The organism is Vibrio orientalis CIP 102891 = ATCC 33934 (assembly GCF_000176235.1).
Taxonomy (GTDB): domain Bacteria; phylum Pseudomonadota; class Gammaproteobacteria; order Enterobacterales; family Vibrionaceae; genus Vibrio; species Vibrio orientalis.
In genome coordinates, this window is record NZ_ACZV01000005.1 from 646,734 (window position 1) to 669,101 (window position 22,368).

Sequence of the window (22,368 nt, forward strand, 5' to 3'; positions counted from 1 at the left end):
AGTAGCATTAGTGAGAATCTATAGCTGTCACAAATGTTTTTTATAAATTCACTTGAATTGATCAATATGTGCGCTATTATGACGACGTGTCAAAAATGACGATGCGTCATAAAAGTGATTTATCACGCTGTCGTTATTCGTGTTACAATTAGCATGTTAAGGAGTAATGGACTGATACGGATTAATTGATCATGTTTGGCTTTGGCTGTAAAAAAAGTGATAAGAGTGAGCGCTCTGGGTGCAGTTTTGGTAAATCCAAAAAGCAGCAGGCGATCGCAGATAGAGAAGTAGAACTTACCCTGTTAGCTAAATCATTAGTGCAAGAGCAGGGCTGGAGTAACTTGTCCATGGATAAGTTGACCGCTGCGAGTGCCTATTCAAAAGGGACGATCTATAATCATTTTTGTAGCAAAGAAGATGTGATCCTCGCTTTGTGTATTCACTCACTAAAAAGTGAGGCGATATTGTTCGCTAGAGCTGCCGAATTTGAAGGTAGCACTCGTGAGAAAATCGTGGCGATGCACGTAGGTTATCGAATCTATGCGCGTATGGAGCCAGTGCTTTCAACCTGTGCCATCATGGCTAAGAGCCCATGGGTGCTAGAGAAAGCCTCACCAGAGCGAGTAAAAGAACTCAATGAGTTAGAGGAGCAGGTGATTAGCAGCGCTGATCAACTGGTCAATTTTGCAGTCGAGCAAGGTGACTTAAAGTATTCACCGGGGATAGGCTCAGATGCGATAGTATTTGCTAACTGGTCGATCGCATTTGGCTCGAATGCTTTAACGCAAAATGCTTCTAATAGTCATTGTATTCACCGTCTTCAAGATCCGTTTTCTGTTCTACATAATGCGAATATGTTGCTTGATGGTCTTAGCTGGAAACCTCTCTCAACCGAGTGGGATTACCGTAAGACTTGGCAAAGAGTAGAGCAAGAGTTGTTTGCTCAAGAGGTCGAATACCTACAGTCTGTCGGCCGCTAATCACTCTGAATAAAAGCCCGCTTGGGCTTTTTAAAGCAGCGTTTGTGACGAATCGTCAATAAATGACACTCGAACTTTGGTTCGGTCTTTCATTTGAGTTTTGTTACTTAAATACCAGCACTTGCTGGTTTTTAAGTAATAGATTTTGACGAAACGTCACAAACGGAGAGTGTGATGAATACTAAACAAGCAACCCCAAAACAGCCACCCAACTGGTTAATGATGCCGACTCGCTTTAGTTGGTGGGTGCTCCTAATCACCATATCTATTGTCATTGCCGCGACTATAGGAGGCAAAAACCTCTATTTCAGAGGCGATTACAACATTTTCTTTGATGGAGAGAATAAACAGCTCAGAGCCTTTGATGAAATTCAAACCACGTTCGCCAAATCAGATAACCTCGCGATCGTCATTGCGCCTAAAAGTGGCAATGTATTCGAACCTGAAACCCTCTCGCTTATCCAGCGCCTAACTCAAGACGCTTGGCAAGTCCCATACTCTAGCCGTGTTGACTCGTTAGCCAACTATCAACATACCGAAGCGACTGAAGACGATCTGATTGTCGAAGATCTATTACTCGAAGAATATCGTCTGACACCTGAACGCATCGCCAAAGTGAAACAAATCGCGCTTTCTGAACCGGTCATCAAGCATTCGATGATTTCAGAAAAAGGCGACGTGTCGGTTGTTAACATTACCATGCAGTTGCCTGAGGTTGATGCAACCGCGGAAGTCCTCGAAGTGGTCGCTGCGGTGAATCAAATGATTGCCAAATACCAAGCTGAGTACCCTGATGTGGAATTCCATAAAGCCGGGATCATTGCGATGAACCACGCGTTTATGGTTGCCGCACAAGATGACAGCTCGACCTTGGTTCCGACTATGTTATTGGTCATCTTGTTGTTCTTAACCTTGATGTTGCGTTCTGTGCTCAGCGTGGTGGCGACACTTGTCGTTATTATCGGCTCTGTTGCTGCGACCATGGGGCTTTCTGGTTGGGCAGGGATGTTTCTTAGTACCGCAACGGTCAACATTCCAACCTTGGTGATGACGCTTGCAGTTGCTGACTGTGTCCATGTTATTGCGACCATGCGTCAAAACATGAAGCTTGGCCATAGTAAACGTTATGCGATTGATCAGAGTGTTAGCGTTAACTTTATGCCCATCGTCATTACCTCTATCACGACGGCGATCGGCTTTCTGATGATGAATATGTCTGACTCTCCGGTATTGCGAGATTTCGGTAATTTAGCCGCTCTTGGTGTGATGATCGCCTGCCTACTTTCATTATCTATGCTACCGGCGATGCTTAAAGTTTTGCCGATTAAGGTCAAAGCGGTTGATGCTCATAACCCAGAGCCAAGTGATGTTATGGACAAGCTAGGTGATTGGGTAGTGCGAAACAGAAGAGTGTTGCTGCCGGTCTCAGCGGTGGTGATCGCTGTCTCTGCAAGCTTGTTACCACTTAACAAAATAAACGATGAATCGGTTAAATATTTTGATTCTCGTAGCGAGTTTCGCCGCGCGGCTGACTTTATGGAGCAGCGCATCAGTGGCATGAGTAACATCAATATCGTGGTCAAAAGCAATGAGTCTCAAGGTATCGCGGATCCTACTTATTTGCAGACCATTGGTGACTTTTCTACATGGCTGCGTCAGCAACCAGAAACTGACCACGTTGCTACGTTATCGGATGTGTATAAGCGCTTGAACAAAAACATGCATGGTGATGAGAACAGCTATTACACCTTGCCATTGGACCGAGAATTAGCCGCACAATACCTGCTGCTGTATGAAATGTCTCTGCCTTATGGGCTTGATCTCAACAATCAGATCAATGTTGATAAGTCTTCGATCAAAATGGTGGCGACCGTGGCCAATCTTGGCAGCGTGGAGATGGTCGATTTAGAAAATCGTATCTACGCTTGGTTCAATCAACATGCACCTCAGTATGAAGTTGTCGCGTCTAGCCCAACCTTGATGTTTGCCCACATTGGTGAAACCAACATGGCAAGTATGCTCGCGACTTTACCTATCACGCTGATTTTAATTTCCGCTTTGATGATTTTCTCTCTACGTTCGCTGAGGCTCGGCATCATCAGTGTGGTACCTAACATGGCGCCGGCAATTATCGGCTTTGGTCTATGGGCGCTGTTCTCCGGTGAAATAAACCTAGGTTTGTCGGTAGTGGTGACCCTAACCCTAGGGATCGTCGTCGATGATTCGGTGCACTTCCTCTCTAAATATCAGCGAGCGCGTAAGCAAGGGCAAAACGCAGAAGAAGCAGTTCGTTACGCCTTCCATACAGTAGGCCGCGCATTGTGGATTACCACGGTCGTCCTAGTGGCAGGTTTCTCTGTGTTGGCGATGTCGAGCTTTAGGCTTAACGCCGATATGGGCCAGCTCAGTGCGATCGTTATCTTTATTGCTCTTGTGGTTGACTTCGTTTTCCTACCAGCGTTGCTAATGAAATTCGATACCGCGAGCTACACCCAAGATGAGCCGCAGACCGCTAACGCAACAAACAATCCAGCAACAACTACTCCAGCAACAACTCAATGACAACGTTAAAAGGATGTCACGATGAACGTTAAACAGAACTCAATAATCAAAACCATCGCGTTAACGGCTTTGTTAGCGCTTAGTAGCCCAAGTTTTGCATCACCAGAAAAAGGGCTGGAGATTGCCAAGGAGCGTAAAGCGCGTGACGAAGGATGGGGGGATTCAGTTGCCACTATGCGGATGATCTTAAAGAACGCTCAAGGTGAAAGCAGTACTCGAGAAATGCGTTTGAAGTCGTTTGAGGTCGCTAATGATGGCGATAAGGGGCTAACTATTTTCGATCAGCCACGCGATGTCAAAGGAACGGCGTTTCTCAACCACTCGCACAGTGTTGAAGCAGATGACCAATGGCTTTATTTACCGGCGCTAAAACGCGTTAAACGTATCTCATCACGTAATAAGTCCGGTCCGTTTATGGGCAGTGAATTCGCCTATGAAGATCTCAGCTCGTTTGAGCTGGAAAAATACACCTTTAACCACTTAGGCAATCAAGACATTAATGGCATTTCAACTTATCTATTAGAGCAAACGCCAACGGACAAAAACTCTGGCTACACCAAGCAGCTAGTCTGGTTAGACACCGAGCATTATCGCCCGCTGCAGGTCGAGTTTTATGATCGCAAAGGCACGTTACTAAAGACGCTTAAGTTTGATGATTACAAACAGTACCTAGACAAGTATTGGCGTGCTCATACCATGGCAATGGTCAACCACCAAACGGGCAAGAGTACCTTACTGACGACTAGCCTGTTGGACTTCCAAACCGGTCTGCGTGAGAAAGATTTCGAGAAAAACGTCCTTAAGCGTGTGAAGTAGAGGTGGTATGAACACAGTCATCAATTTAGCTGGTCGGTTAGCGGCCAGCGCATTATTAACTGGTCTGGCGTTACAGTGTCACTCTGTTGAGTTGTCAGGGCAAATTAATGCAGAGCACCGCCAATTTGCTAGTCACGGTTTGCAGGGGCAAGACAAAGGGCAAAGTTCATTGGTGTTTCAGCCTGAATTGTATTGGCAGTTGGGCGAATCGTCCGATTTTACCTTTACGCCGTTTTATCGCTTAGATAGCTTGGATACAGAGCGCAGCCACGGTGATATTCGTGAGGCGCTATACCTTACCTATTGGGACGACTACGAACTGCGGGCAGGCATCGGTAAGGTCTTTTGGGGCGTGACTGAGTCAGCGCATCTTGTCGATGTCGTTAACCAAACTGACGCCATTGAGTCGGTCGATGGCGAAGATAAACTCGGTCAGCCGATGGTCCATTTCTCCTCAATCAAAGAGTGGGGCACTGTTGATGCGATGATCTTGCCTTATTTTCGAGAGCGTATGTTTGCTGGTGTTGATGGTCGATTGAGGCCAACAGTCCCGGTATCGGACAATGCGCTTTATGAATCCTCAAGTGAAGAAAAACACATCGACTATGCCGTTCGGTACTCACAAATGTTAGGAGATTGGGATTTAGGATTAAGTTATTTCCAAGGCACCAGTCGAGACCCTTATTATCAAATCCATGGTAATGAGCTAAAACCTTACTACGCGCAAGCCAAGCAAGTTGGGGTTGATATTCAAGGTATCGTCGGTGACTGGTTGTGGAAAATAGAAAGCATCTATCGCGACAGCTTTGACAATCATACGGGTGTCGTTGGCGGCTTTGAATACACCATAGTCGGGGCGTTCGACACGGTATGGGATATCGGACTGATAGCGGAATATTTGTATGACAGTCGTGGCAACAACGCCCAATCTGTTGGTCAGAATGATCTTTTTGCTGGCACTCGATTGGCTTTAAATGATGAAGATAGCACTGAGATTTTGTTCGGCATCAGTCAAGACCTAGATAACAGTGATGTTTATAGCGCAAAACTGGAGGCATCAAGTCGATTAACCAATCATTTCTCTTGGACCGTGAATGGATGGTTGTTTGAGAATGAAACGCCCGATGATCTACTCTATTTCGCGCGTAAAGATGACTTTATCGAGTTTTCGTTGCAGTACTACTTTTGATGAATTTTCGATAAAACGTGACGTGTGACATCGATTCCAAATGTAAGGGGGCTGATCTAGCTCCCTTTTTTGATTCTTGACCCTTAGATTTATCTGCTAAATATGTAAAATCCACCTAATGATAAAGGTTATTATAAACTGCTAGGCTCAATGAAGAGCGAGAGTAGAAAAGTCTAAAGGTATTGGCCAATGAAGTCATTTGAATGGGATAGCTGCTACGAAACAGGTATTCACGACGTGGATGAACAGCATCAGTATCTTGTTGAAATCATCAATCGTTACGGGGCGCTAATCGCAGAGAACAATATTTCCCTGCATGATATTCGCATGGCTCTGTTTGAGTTGTCTCGTTACGCGGAATTCCACTTTAAGGAAGAAGAAACGCTCATGCGCGATGTTGGCTTATTTGAAAAGCACATCGAAGAACACATTAAGATCCATCGCGCCTTTATGGCCGACATCATCAGTATGCAAGCCTTCATTAGTGAAGAAAATAAGAAGGCCTCGGAGCACTTACTCAATTTTCTGATCCATTGGTTGGCTTATCATATCTTAGGTGTTGACCAGAATATGTCACGCCAAGTAGCGCAAATTGAGGCTGGCGTTGACCCTCAAACTGCTTGGGAAACAGAAGAAAAGCAACTCGATAGCTCGACAGAGCCACTTCTCAAGGCGTTAAATGGTTTGTTTGAGCAGGTATCTGAACGCAATAAAGAGTTACTAGAGTTAAACCAAAGCTTAGAAGATAAAGTCATTGAAAGAACCAAGCAGTTATCGCGAGTGAATAAACAGCTCGAAGAACTGACGTTGACGGATTCACTCACTCAATTGCCTAATCGCCGCTGTGCTATTCGTAAACTCAAAGCGTATTGGCAGGAATCAGCAGAAAATGACGAACCTTTGGTGTGTATCATGATTGATGTTGATTACTTTAAGCAGGTTAACGACACCGCAGGCCATGACGCCGGTGACAGGTTATTGGTGGAGTTAGCGCAAACTCTTGCCGATTCATTCCGCAGTGATGATTTGGTGTGTCGACTAGGTGGTGATGAGTTCTTTGTGATATGCCCCAATACGGAATCAGAAGGTGGGGTACATATTGCAGAGCGTGTCCGACACAAAGTGAATCAAATGCTGGTGCCTGTTGGCGATAGCGTTTGGCGTGGAAGCATCAGTGTTGGAGTCGGGGAGCGTACGCCTGAGATGATCGACTTTAACAATCTGATTAAAGCTGCTGATAATGCGGTATATAAAGCAAAATCAGCAGGCCGAAATCGAGTCGAACGAGAAGGTTAAAGCTGTTTTAACATCCATACATCGCATTTGCCATGCTCTGTGCCATCGAGCGCTTTATCGAGGTGCTCGAAGCCAAGCTTTTCATATAATTTGATTGCTGACGCCATGGAAGAGAGCGTGTCTAGGTAACAAGAACTAAATCCTTGTGTCCGCGCAAACGCGAGGCACTGCTCACTTAGTGTTTTGCCAAGTCCTAGCCCTCGGCTTTCTTCAAGTAAGAACAGCTTTTTGAGTTCGCACACCGTTGATGAACCGTTGAAAGGAGCCAGTCCGCATCCGCCAACAATTTTGCCATTTAACGTGGCGACCAAGTACAAACTATTCTTGCCAGCTGTATAGTACTGGCTCATAGCATCCACTTCTGGGTCTGACGGTCCAAACCCCTCTCCAACCGCGCCAAATTCTGCCCCTACAGCTTTGATGATGGCGCGGATCTCTGTGTCATGCTCTTGGAGAATGGGCTCAATCAAAATTGTCATATTGCTTCCTTAGAATACCGAATTGTCATTAAATAACTGGGTACTAAAAACGGTTTTATCAAGCGCTCAGCCGAAATTTTACCCAAAGGCGGTAAATAGGACGATTTCAGTTTGGATTTGACCTTGTCATTCGTTACTATGTACAGCTATTTATAGACCCAAGATCCCTGTCGGGTAGTCGCTGCATAGCAACTTACCCAGAATGGACACTACCACTTATGCCTATGGCTTGCATGTAGGTGTAGGTAGATGAGGAAACGATGCAACATCTAGAAGAGATCATTGCTAACGCGAACGCAGCTATTGAAGCAGCGGATTCGTTAGTTGCACTTGATGAAGTGCGTGTTCAGTATCTAGGCAAAAAAGGTGAGCTAACGGCTCAGCTTCAAAGCTTAGGTAAACTACCACCAGAAGAGCGCCGTGAAGCTGGTCAAGAGATCAACAAAGCGAAAGGCGTGGTTCAACAAGCGATCGCAGCTCGTAAAGATGCACTACAACGTGCCGAGCTTGAAGCGAAGCTAGCCGCAGAAACAATCGACGTGACTCTACCTGGCCGTCGTATCGAGAACGGTGGTCTACACCCTGTTACTCGTACTGTTGAGCGTATTGAACAGTTCTTTGGTGAGCTAGGCTTTAACACTGAGTCTGGTCCTGAGATTGAAGATGCATTCCATAACTTTGATGCACTAAACATCGCAGAGGATCACCCAGCGCGTACTGATCACGACACGTTCTTCTTTAACCCCGATCTAATGCTGCGCACGCATACGTCTGGCGTTCAGATCCGTACGATGGAAAATGGCAAACCACCATTCCGCTTCATCGCACCGGGTCGTGTTTACCGTAATGACTACGACCAAACGCACACGCCAATGTTCCACCAAGTGGAAGGCATGCTAGTAGACGAGAACGTAAACTTCGCACAGCTTAAAGGCATTCTGCACGATTTCCTATGTAACTTCTTTGAAGAAGAAGTTGAAGTTCGTTTCCGCCCTTCTTACTTCCCATTCACTGAGCCTTCAGCAGAAGTTGACGTGAAAGGTAAGAATGGCAAATGGCTTGAAGTTCTAGGTTGTGGCATGGTTCACCCGAACGTACTTCGCAGCGTAGGCATCGATCCTGAGAAATACTCTGGTTTCGCATTTGGTATGGGCGTAGAGCGTCTAACTATGCTTCGTTACGGCGTAAACGATCTTCGTGCGTTCTTCGAGAACGACCTTCGTTTCCTAAAACAGTTCAAGTAATCCAGGGGATACATCACTATGAAATTTAGCGAATCTTGGCTTCGTGAGTGGGTAAACCCTGCGGTATCGACTGACGAACTTACACACCAAATCACAATGGCGGGTCTAGAAGTAGACGACGTACTACCTGTTGCTGGTTCTTTCACTGGCGTTAAAGTAGGTAAAGTGGTTGAGTGTGGTCAACACCCAGACGCTGACAAACTACGTGTAACTAAAGTAGATGTTGGCGCTGAAGAACTTCTAGACATCGTTTGTGGCGCATCGAACTGTCGCCTAGGTATCAAAGTTGCTGTAGCGACTGTTGGTGCTGTTCTACCAGGCGATTTCAAAATCAAAAAAGCAAAACTACGTGGTCAACCATCACACGGCATGCTGTGTTCATTCTCTGAACTAGGTATCGACGTTGAATCTGACGGCATCATGGAGCTAGCAGAAGACGCAGCAATCGGTACTGATTTCCGCGAATTCCTAGGTCTTGACGACGTAACAGTAGACGTAGACCTAACGGCTAACCGCGCGGACTGTTTCAGCATCCGTGGTATGGCGCGTGAAGTTGGCGTTCTAAACCGTGCTGACGTTACTGAGCCTGCGGTAAACGCAGTAGCACCAGCTATCGACGACACAGTTTCTATCGAAGTGAAAGCGACTGCAGCATGTCCACGTTACCTTGGCCGCGTGGTTAAGAACGTAAACGTTCAAGCTGAAACACCACTTTGGATGCAAGAGAAACTGCGCCGCTGTGGTATTCGCTCTATCGACCCAGTTGTTGATATCACTAACTTTGTTCTTCTAGAGCAAGGCCAGCCAATGCACGCATTCGATCTTGCTAAGATTGAAGGTGGCATCGTCGTTCGTATGGCAGAGCAGGGCGAGAAGCTAACTCTTCTAGACGGCAATGAAGCTGAGCTAAATGCTGATACTCTAGTGGTAGCAGACCACAACAAAGCACTTGCTATCGCAGGTATTTTTGGTGGTGAAGAGTCTGGTGTAACGACTGAAACTAAAGACGTACTACTTGAGTGTGCATTCTTCGCACCAGACCACATCCGCGGTCGCGCTCGTAGCTACGGTCTACACACTGATTCTTCAATGCGTTTTGAGCGTGGTGTCGATTTCGCACTACAAACCAGCGCAATGGAGCGTGCAACAGAACTTCTCGTTGAGATCTGTGGTGGTGAAGTAGCACCAGTTGTTGCTGTAGAGTCAGAAGCTGACCTACCAAAAGCAAACACAGTATCGCTACGTCGCACTAAGCTAGACAGCCTACTAGGCCACCACATTGCAGATAGCGATGTTGTTGAAATTCTAGAGCGTCTTGGCCTAACTGTAGAAACTACAGATGCAGGTTGGACAGCGACAGCACCGACATGGCGTTTTGATATCGCAATCGAGCAAGACCTAATTGAAGAAGTAGGTCGTATCTACGGTTACGATAACATCCCTAACCAAAACCCAGCGGCAGCACTTAAGATGCACGACCACGTTGAAGCGAACATTCCGCTAAAACGCGTTCGTAACCTACTTGTTGACCGTGGTTACCAAGAAGCAATCACTTACAGCTTCGTTGAGCCAGAGCAGCAAAAGCTTATTGTTCCAGGTGTTGAGCCGCTAATCCTGCCATTCCCAATCTCTGCGGATATGTCAGCAATGCGTCTAGGCCTAATCCAAGGTCTACTAAACACTGTGGTTCACAATCAGAAGCGTCAACAGCCGCGTGTTCGTCTGTTCGAATACGGCCTACGTTTCATCCCATGTGAGTCTGCTGAAAACGGTATGCGCCAAGAGCCTATGCTTGCAGGTGTTATCGCAGGTACTCGCAGCGAAGAGCACTGGGACATCGAAACTAACACAGTTGATTTCTTTGACCTTAAAGGCGATCTAGAAGCGGTTCTTGAGCTAACAGCTAACGAAGCCGCTTACTCTTTCGCAGCACTTTCTGCAGAAGATAAAGCAGCGAACCCTGCGCTTCACCCAGGTCAATCTGCAGCTATCATCGTTGATGGTAAGCAGGTAGGTGTGATTGGTACGGTTCACCCAGAACTAGAGCGTAAGTTTGGTCTAAACGGCCGTACTATCGTATTCGAAGTGGAATGGTCTGCAATCAACACTAAAGTGATTCCAGAAGCAGTACAGCTTTCTAAGTTCCCATCAAACCGTCGTGACATCGCGGTAGTTGTTGACGAAGCAGTCGCTTCTGGCGACATCGTTGCAGCGTGCCTAGAGCAAGGTGGTGAGTTCCTGAAAGACGCGAAACTGTTCGATGTTTACGTTGGTAAAGGCGTTGAAGAAGGTAAGAAGAGCTTAGCAATCGCGCTAACACTACAATCTGTAGAGCGCACGCTAGAAGATGCAGACATCGCTGGTGCGGTTGACGCTATCGTTGCTCACGTATCTGAGAAGTTTGGCGCGTCACTACGTGACTAATCACTGCTGACTAGATAGAAAATCAAAGGCCTCGCATTGCGAGGCCTTTTTGTTAGATCAGGAAACGGATGCTAATTCATTATTGGACAAAATTGTATCAGTGATCTTACCAATTTAGCGACTCATGAATTAACTTGGGTATCGCAAAGTAGCTTAATGGCTTGTTCAGTATGACTGGTGCAGTTCGGTATGCCGGCAGACAATTAATGCCGAAACGTAAGAAGGTATTTATCGATTATCTACTCACAGCATTTTCGAGTGAGAAGCGTAAGTAGGCGTCAAAAGCTCAATCCCTTAGCTTTCTGCTAACAGCTAAGGGACTAAATTAATCATATTCAGTTAAGTTCAGCTTTCCACTTTATGACTTCTCCGTTGCTTAATATCGCTTTGATCGAAGCCGAAGCCACATCGATGTCGCCTTTATCAAACGCTTGGTCAGAGAAGTTGGCGATGATCTTACTGCCATCGCTGAACGTGGTTTGTTGGACGGTACCGTGGTTATTTAACCATGAGAAATCAGTCAACGTTTTATCCCAAAGCTGTTCATGTATCGGCTCAAACCCATCCTGATAGTGTTTTAAGGCTTTGAGCCTCGGACTTGTTCTTTTGAGAGCTTCGTCTCTGGTTAAGTGAACCATCGCGGGTGTGTTATATAGCATGGCTGTTAAGTCACGGTTGGCTTTCACATTGGTAAACTTGAGACTGTCTGAGTGCCAATGGTGCGTATTAATCACTTCATCATGGAACACAGCTTGGTATAGAGGAACACGATATTGAGGCAAAAATAGTAGCGACTTGTACGGCTCTTTAACCTTTGCTGGCTTGAAGAAAAAATCGGGCTTATGATCAGGATACCAACGACCTAAAAAGTAGGGAGACTGACGGTCTTGTTTCATCTCTTTATCTGTCCACCCGAATCCAACCGTTTCTAAGCCGTGCGCAAACGCAATGCCTTTGGTGGTTAAGCTGTTACCGTCTTCGGAGCCCAATACGAGAGATGGTTGCTCGCTTAGCCACTGCATTCGGTTGTTAAAAGCGGAAAGCATCTGCGATTCACTGGTATTGTCACTGTAGTCCTCACGCGCCATTGCGGTTGCATCGACATCTAAGAACAAACTATTGAAGTGACCAAAGTTCATGATGTCTTTTGCGCGCTGATTTACGTAATCCAAATGGCAATTGGGATTTAAGTAGAAGCCGTTACCACGAAATCCTTTTTTCAAAGATCCATCAGCTTGTTCAATTGCGCATGTTTTTCGTATTGGATCTGGTAGCTGAGCGGTTAACCAGCTGTCATTTAACCGAGTCGGTATTGCGGTGTTATAGGAGTCGTAAGTGCCAACCAAGTAACCAGATTGCTTGGCTAGCTCTACTGCGTTTGGTTGATAAAACGCGGGCATCCAGTTATCAAAGCCTAACCAAAGCTTGTTCAATCCAGCTTTATTTAGATTATCAACCATGCCGGATGATAAGGCTTGTCCCCAAGTGTCTGATGAATTAAAAAACGAAGAGGCATGTTCAGACAACCAGCTTTTTCTGCTTTGCGCTGCGATGTATTGTGCTTCAATCGTGTTATCAGCCAGTGTCGGGGGTAAGATGGGGTATAAGCTTTGTAGTGACTGGCTAATAGAATCCAACAGCAACTGTTTGTGGTATTGGCTTAACCAGTCCTTACCCTTAGACAAAGGTGATAGCTCGCGCTTAGCTACATCGGATATGTTGAGCTTTGAGCGTTCAAAGTACCACTCTTTTAGTCCCCACCAGTCTTTCACATCTTGGATACTCAAAGGATCTTTACCAAACAGGTAGACATGACTTGCACCAATCAACCTGCTGACATCTGGATTACGTGTTTGCTTTGAAGCTAGTGATTCTGACAATCCATTGGTGAAGCGCCAGTCTCGGTACTGCTTGGCACCGTCGAGCATTGAATCGCCAAGCGTTATGCGGACAGCAAAAGGTTGTGATTGATTTAGCGCGGTAAATTGATGCGATGCGCTCATATCAATAATAGACTTGTTTTTTGAGCTCGATTCAGAAGTTACATCATAAAAAAACAGTTGGTTATTGGTTGGGTTGATCAACTGGTAGCTGATGAATTGATCGCTCTGCTGCGTGGTCCAAAACGGCATCTTTAAGTCTTGAGTGGTGTTACTTCCAGAGTGGTTATTGGCGAGATAGCTGGCCCATAGCTTATTGTCGGTAGGTACGCGCATACCTTCACTAAAGGGCAGTAGCAGTGTTTGTGTTTCTTGTTCTGCAAGGTCAAACCAAGCCAGTTCGATTGGTTGGTTGCGCTTTACTTTGATATCGGAAGGTAGGGTGAATTGCAGGACTAGCTCACCTCGGTTTAACTCCGCTTTTACTGCGATTTGGCTTGGCATTAACGTCCAAGAGGCGCTGGTTGAATCCCGGGTTATCTCGGCTACTGTTTGAGGGATACCGTCAACGGTTAGCGCGTCACTGTTAACGCTCAAGCCATTCCAATTAATCGTGAGTGTCGACGGGTTTATTAGAACAGTATTGTTGGTGACGTCGCCACTGTGGTCTTGAAGTGTAAATCCACTCGCCTGTGTTTCTGTTGAAAAAGTACAAGCGGTGAATAGAGCTAACATAGCACAAGATGAAGCATTTAATTTATGGTGGATATTCAGCATGTTTAGATTCCGTGGTGGTAATTCCGGCCATTACATCTAATATGCGTTAGTGTTTTGTCACCTATATGTCTCTATTTCTACTTCATAGAACCAACAAAGCTATCCACCAAAGTTATCCAAAAATGCTTACTAGAAAGGTACAGCGACGCGTTGCACGTATTGGACCTCAATCGCTCCTTGGTACTCGAACATTTCCACTGATGCGCTTAGGTGCTTGGCTTTTTCTCCCGTTGGGCTTTGTGCAGGAACCGCAACTTGCTTTGCCTTGATTGGCACTTTGAAACCTAACATGTTGTAGTTTTCATCAAACCATTGCCAACTTACGTGGGTACTAGGGCAGTTATCGATAACCTCTGGTGGTGTGACCACAACGTGTGCGTTCTCAAGTTTATTCTCCAGTGTTAGCCAGCGCTTGCTGTCATCTATAGCAACAACAATAGGGTAGCTGTTCACCCCAACGGTTAATTGATAAACACCAGATTCAGGCTTAATGAACATCTCATTAGTCTCAATCTCTTGGTAATCAACGCCAGAGTCGAGCTGCCCTTCAATGATCGAAAGACCATCTGGAGCGATAAGTGTGACTGGGTGTGCCTGTTCATTTAGATCACTGCTGCGTGGTTCGGCTGAGATTTTAATCTGATAGCCTTGTGATGAAAGACCGTAGCGTTTAATAAAGCTCACTTGGATATGGTGGGCAGTTACATGACTTTGTTTGAGTGTTCTTCCACATTGAGTTCTAGTGAGTATTTCTTGTTTTACGGGCAACCAAAGCTGACTATCAAGAGTTTCATGATTGAGTGCGATCTGTAGTTCTTGCCATGCAAGCTGTGGTTGCTCATCAAGTAGGGATTGATAGGATCGTTGTAAAGGTGTCTCTGCAAACCAAGTCGCATGACTCGCAAACGGTAGCGCGCACAGCAAAGCGGTTAACGATGCTACTTTCATTGCGAATCTCCAACTAAACGATAGCCAACACCACGGTGAGTTTCTAAGTGGAGTGTCGGCAGTTTCTGACGCAAACGTAGTATGTGATTGTCTACTGTTCGGGTGCTTGGAAAGGCTTGATAGCCCCAAATCTTGTTGAGCAGTTCGTCTCGATGAAACACTCGCCCTTGGTTTTGGATAAACAGAACCAGCAGTTGAAACTCCTTTGGTTTCAGAGCGATTGGGCTTTCTTCCAGATAAGCAATTCTTTCTGATAGATTGATCTGTATGTTGGCGTAATTTAGATGACTTACACCCAGTGGACGCAGTTGAGTGATGACCCGCGCCAGCAACTCTTCATTTGAAAATGGCTTAGTCACATAATCTTTGGCGCCCGCCATTAAGCCTTCTACGCGCTGTTGAACTTCTACTTTCGCGGTTAATACAATCACGGGTAGCGCTTTAAGGAGCAACCAGTTTGGAAGGTGTTGTAAACTGTCACCGTCTTCTAGTTGTCTATCGAGTACGACAAGATCGGCGCGTAACCACAGTTTATTGGCGTTACTTGAATCTTGCGCCCAAAGGCATTGATAACCGTTAGACTCAAAGAAACTGACGAGGCCTTGCCCAAGTAACGGGTCATCTTCAATCAGTAGTAGGGTGTTCATAAGCTATTTCCAAAATACATCGTGTCGGATTACGAAGAATAATGAGGCGACCATTTGCCTGTTTCACTAAATGTTCCACAATGGTGAGGCCAATACCCATGTTATCGTGTTTATGTGGGTCGTTTGGAGTGACTCGGGACAAAGTACGTTGTAATAACGAAGGGAAATGTCCTTGATCTTGCACTTCGATCCTCAGTTTATCCGCGAGCGTTACATTAACCAATACCTCACCTTGACCGTGTTGCTTAGCGTTCTTGATCAAGTTATCTAAGCAAATCGTCAGCCAGTAATAGGGCAGGTTAAGCTCTACTTCTCCAGACTCACATTGATAGCCTATGTTGTGCTTTTCGCATACATGTTCAAGCCACTCTTCAAGAGAAGCGTTTTGCTTCAATAAAGGTTCGGACTGTTCAGTGCTTAGGTAGACCTTACTGTTTTCAGTTAGCTGAGACAGCCTTTGATAGTCAGATATTAAACGCCAAACCGCACCTTGAGTTTCATCTGGGAACTCATCGTAGCGATTTCTGAACATTTCGACTGTTAATCCCAAACTGGTGATCGGTGTACGCAATTCATGAGTCAGAATTTGCAACACAAACTGTCTCTCTTTCCGTTGCTTGGTTTTTAAATACAGTGAGCGCCCTAGTATAGAACACAGAACAATCAGCAATGAAAAGATCATCACTTTCATCAAGAGTGTGTCATTGCTTGTTTCACTAAGACACAGGTTACTGTAACGAAAAGAACAGTTCTCTCCAGATAAACTTACGCCTTGTTGTCGTGCAATGGGTTCCCAAATTTCTTCCGGGACGGCCTTCCAGCCTTGTTCCCCACTTAACCAAAGTACATCACCTTGTTGCCAGGCTCGGTATCCATCAAGCAGCGCTTCTCTTCCTTCTGCTGTTAAGGGCTGTAGTTTGGTGTACAGCGGGTGCAGTGGATTGGTAATCGTTAAAAATGGGTGAATCTGTGCGCTTGTCTCTGAATAATGCGCCACATAACGGTCTGCAAAGCTTCCACCAGCAGGGTGTTGTTTAGAATGAGCGGCAAACCAGATTGAATCTAAGGTTTGTTGCTGACACAAAGCAAGCTCAAACTCGATGGCATCGTTTAACGCTGAATTAGAAGGTTCAATCGCTTGGCATGTTTGCTGTATCGCGGCTAACGACGAAATATCTTGCCAACTGAATTTGCTGAAATTGGGGTAACGACTACTGTCTTTAAGCAGAACCTTCGGGTAATGAGATAACTCTTGTTGAGAAACAAAGATCGGGGATGCTTGCCAGCTCAATTGATAGAGTGCTTGCCACTTGTCTTGCAAGCTTTGGGCATTGGCTAACGTAGGGAGCCAAAAGAAAAAACAGAGGGCTAATGTCAGCCTGTGCATCCAGTTATTCTCCTTAAAAGTCATAAGCGAGTCTAAAGAGTTTTGCTCGAGATTTGTAACCTTAATGTCAACAAGTTTCCCTGCTTTATCAAATTGTGACCGAGAGGCATGAAACGCGTATTGCATTTCAACTGACTATTCACTGTATGACTAATTATAACGACGGCGTTCCTGTTTTAGGAAAGAGTCTGATTGTTACTATCGATAAGATACACAGAAAATACGGTCCTGTCCCATTAGACCAGTACATCTTCATTAGACAGCAGGCTTGGTTAAAAATCGAATAGCATGTCGGAAAAGAGCTGTCTCGATTCTGAACTATTGTCACGGTGTGTCACGTATTCAACATGGTCGTCCGCACTCGCTGATAGTGACAGCTTGACACTCCATAGTGCATTGAACTGATTTGGTACCATCGAATATCGAACATCTATGATATGTAGTTCGTCTTCGGGGGCTCTTGCTAGAAAGCCGCTTGAAAACTGTCTGAAACGTTCAATGTCTTTGCTTTGTTGTGAATTAAGGTCGAGCCAAGGAAAATCCCGGCTTAGATTTAGCTTTGCGATGGTCTCTCCGGGATAGGTTTTAATTGAACCAGCCACTCGAATGGCATCAACATGGTACTCCTCCTCTGTTTCGTAAATGACCTTCCAAACCAAAATATTCGCGAAAGTCGGCTTGGCTTCTAATCGAATCGGTATGTGTTGTCGTTCTTTCGCGAGTTGCCATCCTACCGCTTCAGCTCTGTCTCTTTGAATCATGCCTAGCGTGGGATAAGCTAACGCCCAAACAACGGCAATACGTGCTAGCCAAGCGTTTCGTTTTAGCATTGCTAAGACGAGCAATATCAATATGGGAACGGTGAAAGCTGGATCAATCACAGACACAAGATTCCAGGCGTAACGTTCAGTGGTTAAGGGCCAAAACAGCTGAGTACCATAAGAGGTACAAGCATCTAACAATGCGTGAGTGCTATAACCAAGTGCGCTATAAAGCCAGCTCTGTTGAAATGATAGCTGGAGTTTTTTGCCAAATAGCGGGTATAAAACCAGAGCACATAAGAAACTGCCAAAAGGGATAATAAAGAGTGAATGGGTAAACTGTCGGTGGAACTCTAAGAAGAGTAAAGGATCGCTTTCAGACCGAATTAATACATCCAGATCGGGTGCCATTCCAGCGACTAGCCCGAAGAGGCCTGCGGCGAGTAAGTGCTGTTTTTTGCTCGCCGATAGAGAGAGGGAGGCGCCCAGTACACCTTGCGTTAGTGGGTCCATCATTAACTCTTTGATTATGAATTAATTAATAGTAGCTGATTCGATGAGCTTCACCACCCCAAATGCCAGTAATGCTAGTGAACACCGCACATTGCCAACGACTTTAGTCATTCAATTTCTCCTACGTTCCAATACTGATACCGGCAAGCTGTATTGTTAGTGGAGAATAGAAAAAGCGGTTTAGCAACACAGCACTAAACCGTTTTAATCTGGTTAACGAAAGCTTGGAATAATTGCTGGAATACCAGGAAGAAGACCAACCAACGCCATCACACTGGTTAGCACCACAAACATAATGCCCGGCAACACCCAACGGCTCATTTTACTCAATTCACCGCTACGTTCTTTACAGCCGACTAAGCCTAAGTTGTCTAACAGCATAGTGAGCGACCAACCAAATGCTGGGTTTACTAGCGCTGATGAAAATACAACGATAGCTGCAGATTGTGTGGTTTTCCCCTCACGCGTCATCTCCATGCCAGCTTCTAGCAATGGGACGAATACGCCAACAATCAGCGCCACACAAAGTACCGGTTGCCAGATAGCCAAATCCATCGGGTAACCCCAAATTGCGGCGATGATGCAAAACAGAGCCGTTAGCAACGCACCCGCAGGAATAGGGCGTTTAGCTATAGCCGCTGGCACGATATAAGTACCCCATGAAGAGGTAAAGTTAGTACCACCGAGCAAAGAACCAAACGTCTGACGAATAGAAGCCGTGGTCATGGTATCGTCAATGTTCATATGTACTTTTTCGGTACGTTCTGGGTAGCTGATTTTCTGAAAGACTTGATGGCCTAAAAAATCTGGTGACCACATCGCGACGGCTAAAATAGCAAACGGCAATACCACCATGAAGTGTTCAATTGTCGGAAGGCCTAGCATCCAACCGGTATCTTCTCCCCACCAATACATAGGGTTCATATGAGGCAAACCAGGCTCGGTTTGGAAAGAAAACGGTGCGCCCATAGCAAAAGCTAACGTGCCACCCAGCAAGCAACTAAGAGGTACTGCTAGCCAACGCTTACGGAAATGCTCCAATAGCGCATACAAAATAATGGTACAAAAGATCACGACGAAAGCGATGTGACTCATACCAATTCCTTCTGCCCAAGCGAATAGCTTTTTGACTTGAGAAACGGTCCCGACGAAGCCTAGGTAGAGCAATAAGCCACCACACACGCCTTTACTGGTGAGATTTGCCAACATGCTGCCACCTTTACTGATGGCCAGCAGTAAGCCAAAAGCGCCAATCAGCAAGCCAAAGGCCATCGGGTGTCCGCCGGCAGCAACAACAATAGGAATTAGAGGGATAAGTGGGCCGTGTGTGCCTGCGAGGTTAGCGGTCGGCAATAGAAAGCCAGAGAAAAGAATGATGAAAACTGACGCTATCAGTAATTCATAACGAACATTTTCTAGAATAAATCCTTCATTTAGCCCCAGAGCCCCGGCAAAGGTTGCTGCAATAGCGCCCACCATAACCACTTTACCAATGGTCGCCGCCATTGCTGGGATGGTGTCTTCAATCTCAAATCGATAATCTTTAAACGGCAAATTTGGACGCCAGCGTTTCGGCGACATGATTTGCAATTCGTGCTCTAGATACTGTTCTCGGGACTCAAATTCAGAGCTTGGTTTGTGTTGTTGTTCATAACTGAGTTCATCCTCATTGGCTTGAGGCTTATCTGTTCTTATCTGTGCGGACTCTAAAGTACTGCTCATTTTGATTCCTTTCGTTCACACTCTGAGGTGTGTTGTTCCAACAAACGTAATGTACTCGCGGTATGATGATGTCGCGGAGTAGTGAGTTATATTCGTTTTTCTACAAAGAATTCGATAAATCTCTATTAGGGGTGACTTGAGTTATTGTTTAAAAGTGAAGACGACTGACTAAGAATAGGGTCGGAAACAAGCAAGAATATCGTTGGTATTGTTATAAAAGCTTGAGGTTCACAGTTAAATATAAAGAACAAATTGCCCTATCAATAAACGAATCATTGAAGTCGCTAGTACCTTAAACCAAACTCAAAAAAACAAATAGTCTCAGTGAGTTAGACATTAGTCGTAGAGTTAGGCTGTAAGTATGAAGATGTTAAGAGAAGCCTAGCTATCGCACTGATACAACAGTCAGTTGAGCGTACGCTAGAAGATGCAGACATCGCTGGTGCGGTTGACGCTATCGTTGCTCACGTATCTGAGAAGTTTGGTGCGTCACTTCGTGACTAATCGGTAACAGACTAAGCCTATTTTAAAATGCCATTCGTGAAAGCGAGTGGCATTTTTTTGCGTCGATAGCTTGTTAAGCTCTAAACCTGACACATATCTTTTGTCACTCCGCACGATGGATAAGGACAAAAGCTCTAAACTAAAGTGCTAATTATGTGTATCTAGTATCAAACTTAGTAGCTGGTTTTTAAAGGAAAGTTGTTGAGAATTTACTCGTCAGTCCAGAAGTCTCTTGTATATGCAATGGCTATAATTTTGAAACTGATCACAAATTAAATAGTTAAACGAAATCGTCATCATTTACTTTAACATTCTATAAATTACTAATATTTAACATATAGGTTCAATGAATGCGTGGTTGTTAATTAATTATTCATCTTAATAAGTGTTTGAGTTGGTTAAATATTCAACTTGTCAACAACCAAAACGTGGAAGAAAGTCTCACTATTGTAAATAAGTTCTTCTGATATTAATGTCTGTGCGACGTTGGTTCTGTGCAACAATATGGATAATTATAGATGAGACTTAACGCTATTTCGCTGGCGCTTGGGCTAGCAAGTGCTGTCATTCTTTCGGGATGTAATGACGATAGTTCTACTTCAAGTACAGGTACTCCCTCTACTCCTTCGACACCTTCTGCAACCACTAGTTATAGTGTTACCGCGATAGATGGTTATTTACGTAATGCTCGTGTTTGGCTAGACCTCAATGGCAATTATGTCCTTGATGAAGGAGAGCCAAACGCTATTTCTGGCACTGGTGGTGTCGCTGATCTTGATGTAAGCAATATTGATAACCCTGCACAATATCCTGTTGTGGTACAAGCAATCGCTGGTCAAACAGAAGATGAAGACGAACCTGGTGTGCTGATCTCAGAAGACTACATGATGTCCGCGCCTCCGGGTGAGCAAGATGTGACGCCCTTAACGACGCTCGTTCATGTGCTTATTGAGCAAAACACTACAGACTCAGACGACGCAGCCACGATTGAAGCGGCTAAACAAGCTGCAATCCAACAAGTTGCTGACCAACTAGGTCTAGATGAAAATCAAGTTCTGGGTGACTTCGTTGAGTCCGGTGTGGAAGAGGCAGCTTATGCTGCGGAAAATATTGTCGACTCAAGCGTGTTGCCTTCGACACCAGAGGAACTGGAACAAGTAGCCGAAAATGATGCAACAGGCACTAAATTTCTTACCGTAACGGCTTCAGTTAACAATGTCATCAAGCAAAAAATTGCTGAAGTCTCGAATGACAGCAGTAAGACGTTTGATAATGTGGGTGGTGCTACTGATGGCGTAAACTTCTCAGTTGATGACGATAGTGACGGCGTGCCTAACGATCTTGATGCTTTTCCTAATGATCCAACTGAAAGCCTAGATTCAGACGGTGATGGAACGGGAAATAATACCGACCCAAACGATGATACTGTCAACGGTGAAGATGACATTTATCCTGACACCATTGACGCATTTCCTACCGATCGTTCGCGCGCTGGTGACCATGATTCAGATGGTGTTGACAGTGTGAATGATGCATTCCCTCAAGATAAAACTGAATGGAACGATGCTGACCGTGATGGATACGGTGATAACGTCGACCTATTCGATAATGACCCTACTGAGTGGGCAGATACAGACGCTGATGGTGTCGGTGATAATGCGGATCCATTTGATGATGACCCGACTGAGTGGGCTGATGCTGATTCGGACGGCTATGGTGATAACCAAGATGCGTTTGATGATGACCCAACAGAGTGGGCTGATGGCGATAACGATGGTTTGGGTGATAACCAAGATGATCCATACCTGAACGATACTGACAATGATGGTTACACCAACGATGTTGATGAGTTCCCCAATGATTCTACAGAGTGGGTCGATGCCGATAACGATAGTGTTGGCGATAATGCAGACCCCTATCCAAATGACACTGACAACGATGGCTACAGCAATGATATTGATGTTTTCCCTAATGACCCGACCGAATGGGCTGATGCAGACAACGACGGGCTAGGGGATAATGAGGACGATCAGTACCCAAATGATGGGGACAATGATGGCGTTCTTGATGTAGACGATAACTGTCCAACCACACCAAATACTAGCCAAGACGATGCTGATAAAGACGGTCTTGGTGATGCTTGTGATTTAAATTCAGCTTTAACTTGGGACAACACCAATTGGGATGACGCGACTTGGCAATAGCCAACTCGACGATATGGAATTGAAAGGATATTAAA

General features: G+C 45.2%; 15 protein-coding genes and 1 pseudogene. 9 read left to right on the forward strand and 7 right to left on the reverse strand.

Going from position 1 to position 22,368, the window contains the following annotated elements; translation table 11 throughout:
• The first annotated feature begins 191 nt into the window (after positions 1-191).
• The 5 genes from VIA_RS13535 (at position 192) to VIA_RS13555 (ending at position 6,843) form a co-directional block, all read left to right on the forward strand.
• A complete protein-coding gene (locus VIA_RS13535; protein ID WP_004413580.1) occupies positions 192-980 on the forward strand; it encodes a TetR/AcrR family transcriptional regulator in 789 nt (262 codons plus the stop codon).
• Between the two features lie 174 nt (positions 981-1,154).
• Complete coding sequence (locus tag VIA_RS13540; protein ID WP_004413581.1) at positions 1,155-3,542, forward strand: efflux RND transporter permease subunit; 2,388 nt, start codon at positions 1,155-1,157, stop codon at positions 3,540-3,542.
• A 21-nt stretch (positions 3,543-3,563) separates the two neighbouring features.
• Complete coding sequence (locus tag VIA_RS13545) at positions 3,564-4,358, forward strand: outer membrane lipoprotein-sorting protein (protein WP_004413582.1); 795 nt, start codon at positions 3,564-3,566, stop codon at positions 4,356-4,358.
• Positions 4,359-4,365: 7 nt separating this feature from the next.
• The gene (locus VIA_RS13550) at positions 4,366-5,547 is read left to right on the forward strand and encodes a hypothetical protein (RefSeq protein WP_004413583.1); all 1,182 of its coding nucleotides are present in this window, start codon (positions 4,366-4,368) and stop codon (positions 5,545-5,547) included.
• Positions 5,548-5,736: 189 nt separating this feature from the next.
• Entirely contained in the window at positions 5,737-6,843 is a 1,107-nt protein-coding gene (locus VIA_RS13555) for a GGDEF domain-containing protein (RefSeq protein ID WP_004413584.1), read from the forward strand.
• On the opposite strand, the gene VIA_RS13560 is transcribed toward VIA_RS13555, so the two are convergent.
• A complete protein-coding gene (locus VIA_RS13560; protein WP_004413585.1) occupies positions 6,840-7,322 on the reverse strand; it encodes a GNAT family N-acetyltransferase in 483 nt (160 codons plus the stop codon). The two genes, VIA_RS13555 and VIA_RS13560, sit on opposite strands and share 4 nt — an antisense overlap.
• Before the next feature lie 260 nt (positions 7,323-7,582).
• Here VIA_RS13560 and pheS point away from each other — a divergent pair, with 260 nt between their 5' ends.
• Together pheS and pheT are read left to right on the forward strand one after the other, a co-directional pair.
• Entirely contained in the window at positions 7,583-8,566 is a 984-nt protein-coding gene (gene pheS, locus VIA_RS13565) for a phenylalanine--tRNA ligase subunit alpha (RefSeq protein WP_004413586.1), read from the forward strand.
• An 18-nt stretch (positions 8,567-8,584) separates the two neighbouring features.
• The gene (gene pheT / locus VIA_RS13570; protein WP_004413587.1) at positions 8,585-10,990 is read left to right on the forward strand and encodes a phenylalanine--tRNA ligase subunit beta; all 2,406 of its coding nucleotides are present in this window, start codon (positions 8,585-8,587) and stop codon (positions 10,988-10,990) included.
• A 335-nt stretch (positions 10,991-11,325) separates the two neighbouring features.
• Here the strand turns inward: pheT and VIA_RS13575 are convergent, their stop codons facing one another.
• From VIA_RS13575 to VIA_RS13600, 6 genes are all read right to left on the reverse strand, one after another.
• A complete protein-coding gene (locus VIA_RS13575) occupies positions 11,326-13,647 on the reverse strand; it encodes a glycoside hydrolase (protein ID WP_004413588.1) in 2,322 nt (773 codons plus the stop codon).
• Positions 13,648-13,776: 129 nt separating this feature from the next.
• Positions 13,777-14,595, reverse strand: coding sequence for a DUF2861 family protein (locus VIA_RS13580; protein WP_004413589.1), 819 nt, complete (start codon positions 14,593-14,595; stop codon positions 13,777-13,779).
• Complete coding sequence (locus VIA_RS13585) at positions 14,592-15,242, reverse strand: response regulator transcription factor (RefSeq protein ID WP_004413590.1); 651 nt, start codon at positions 15,240-15,242, stop codon at positions 14,592-14,594. The genes VIA_RS13580 and VIA_RS13585 overlap by 4 nt, the downstream gene beginning before the upstream one ends.
• Positions 15,220-16,629, reverse strand: a complete 1,410-nt coding sequence (locus VIA_RS13590; RefSeq protein WP_004413591.1) for an ATP-binding protein — start codon at positions 16,627-16,629, stop codon at positions 15,220-15,222. Before VIA_RS13590 ends, VIA_RS13585 begins: the two co-directional genes overlap by 23 nt.
• A gap of 272 nt (positions 16,630-16,901) precedes the next feature.
• Entirely contained in the window at positions 16,902-17,903 is a 1,002-nt protein-coding gene (locus tag VIA_RS13595) for a metal-dependent hydrolase (RefSeq protein WP_004413592.1), read from the reverse strand.
• A 213-nt stretch (positions 17,904-18,116) separates the two neighbouring features.
• Positions 18,117-19,625: a DUF3360 domain-containing protein gene (locus VIA_RS13600; RefSeq protein WP_004413593.1), complete on the reverse strand. Its 1,509-nt coding sequence runs from the start codon at positions 19,623-19,625 to the stop codon at positions 18,117-18,119.
• A gap of 369 nt (positions 19,626-19,994) precedes the next feature.
• On the opposite strand from VIA_RS13600, the pseudogene VIA_RS22660 reads away from it, so the two are divergent.
• Positions 19,995-20,129 (forward strand): annotated as a pseudogene (locus tag VIA_RS22660) (phenylalanine--tRNA ligase subunit beta-related protein); the annotation flags it as partial.
• Between the two features lie 518 nt (positions 20,130-20,647).
• Positions 20,648-22,333 carry a hypothetical protein gene (locus tag VIA_RS13605; protein WP_004413594.1) on the forward strand — a complete coding sequence of 562 codons (1,686 nt, stop codon included), beginning with the start codon at positions 20,648-20,650 and terminating at the stop codon, positions 22,331-22,333.
• Positions 22,334-22,368: the final 35 nt, after the last annotated feature.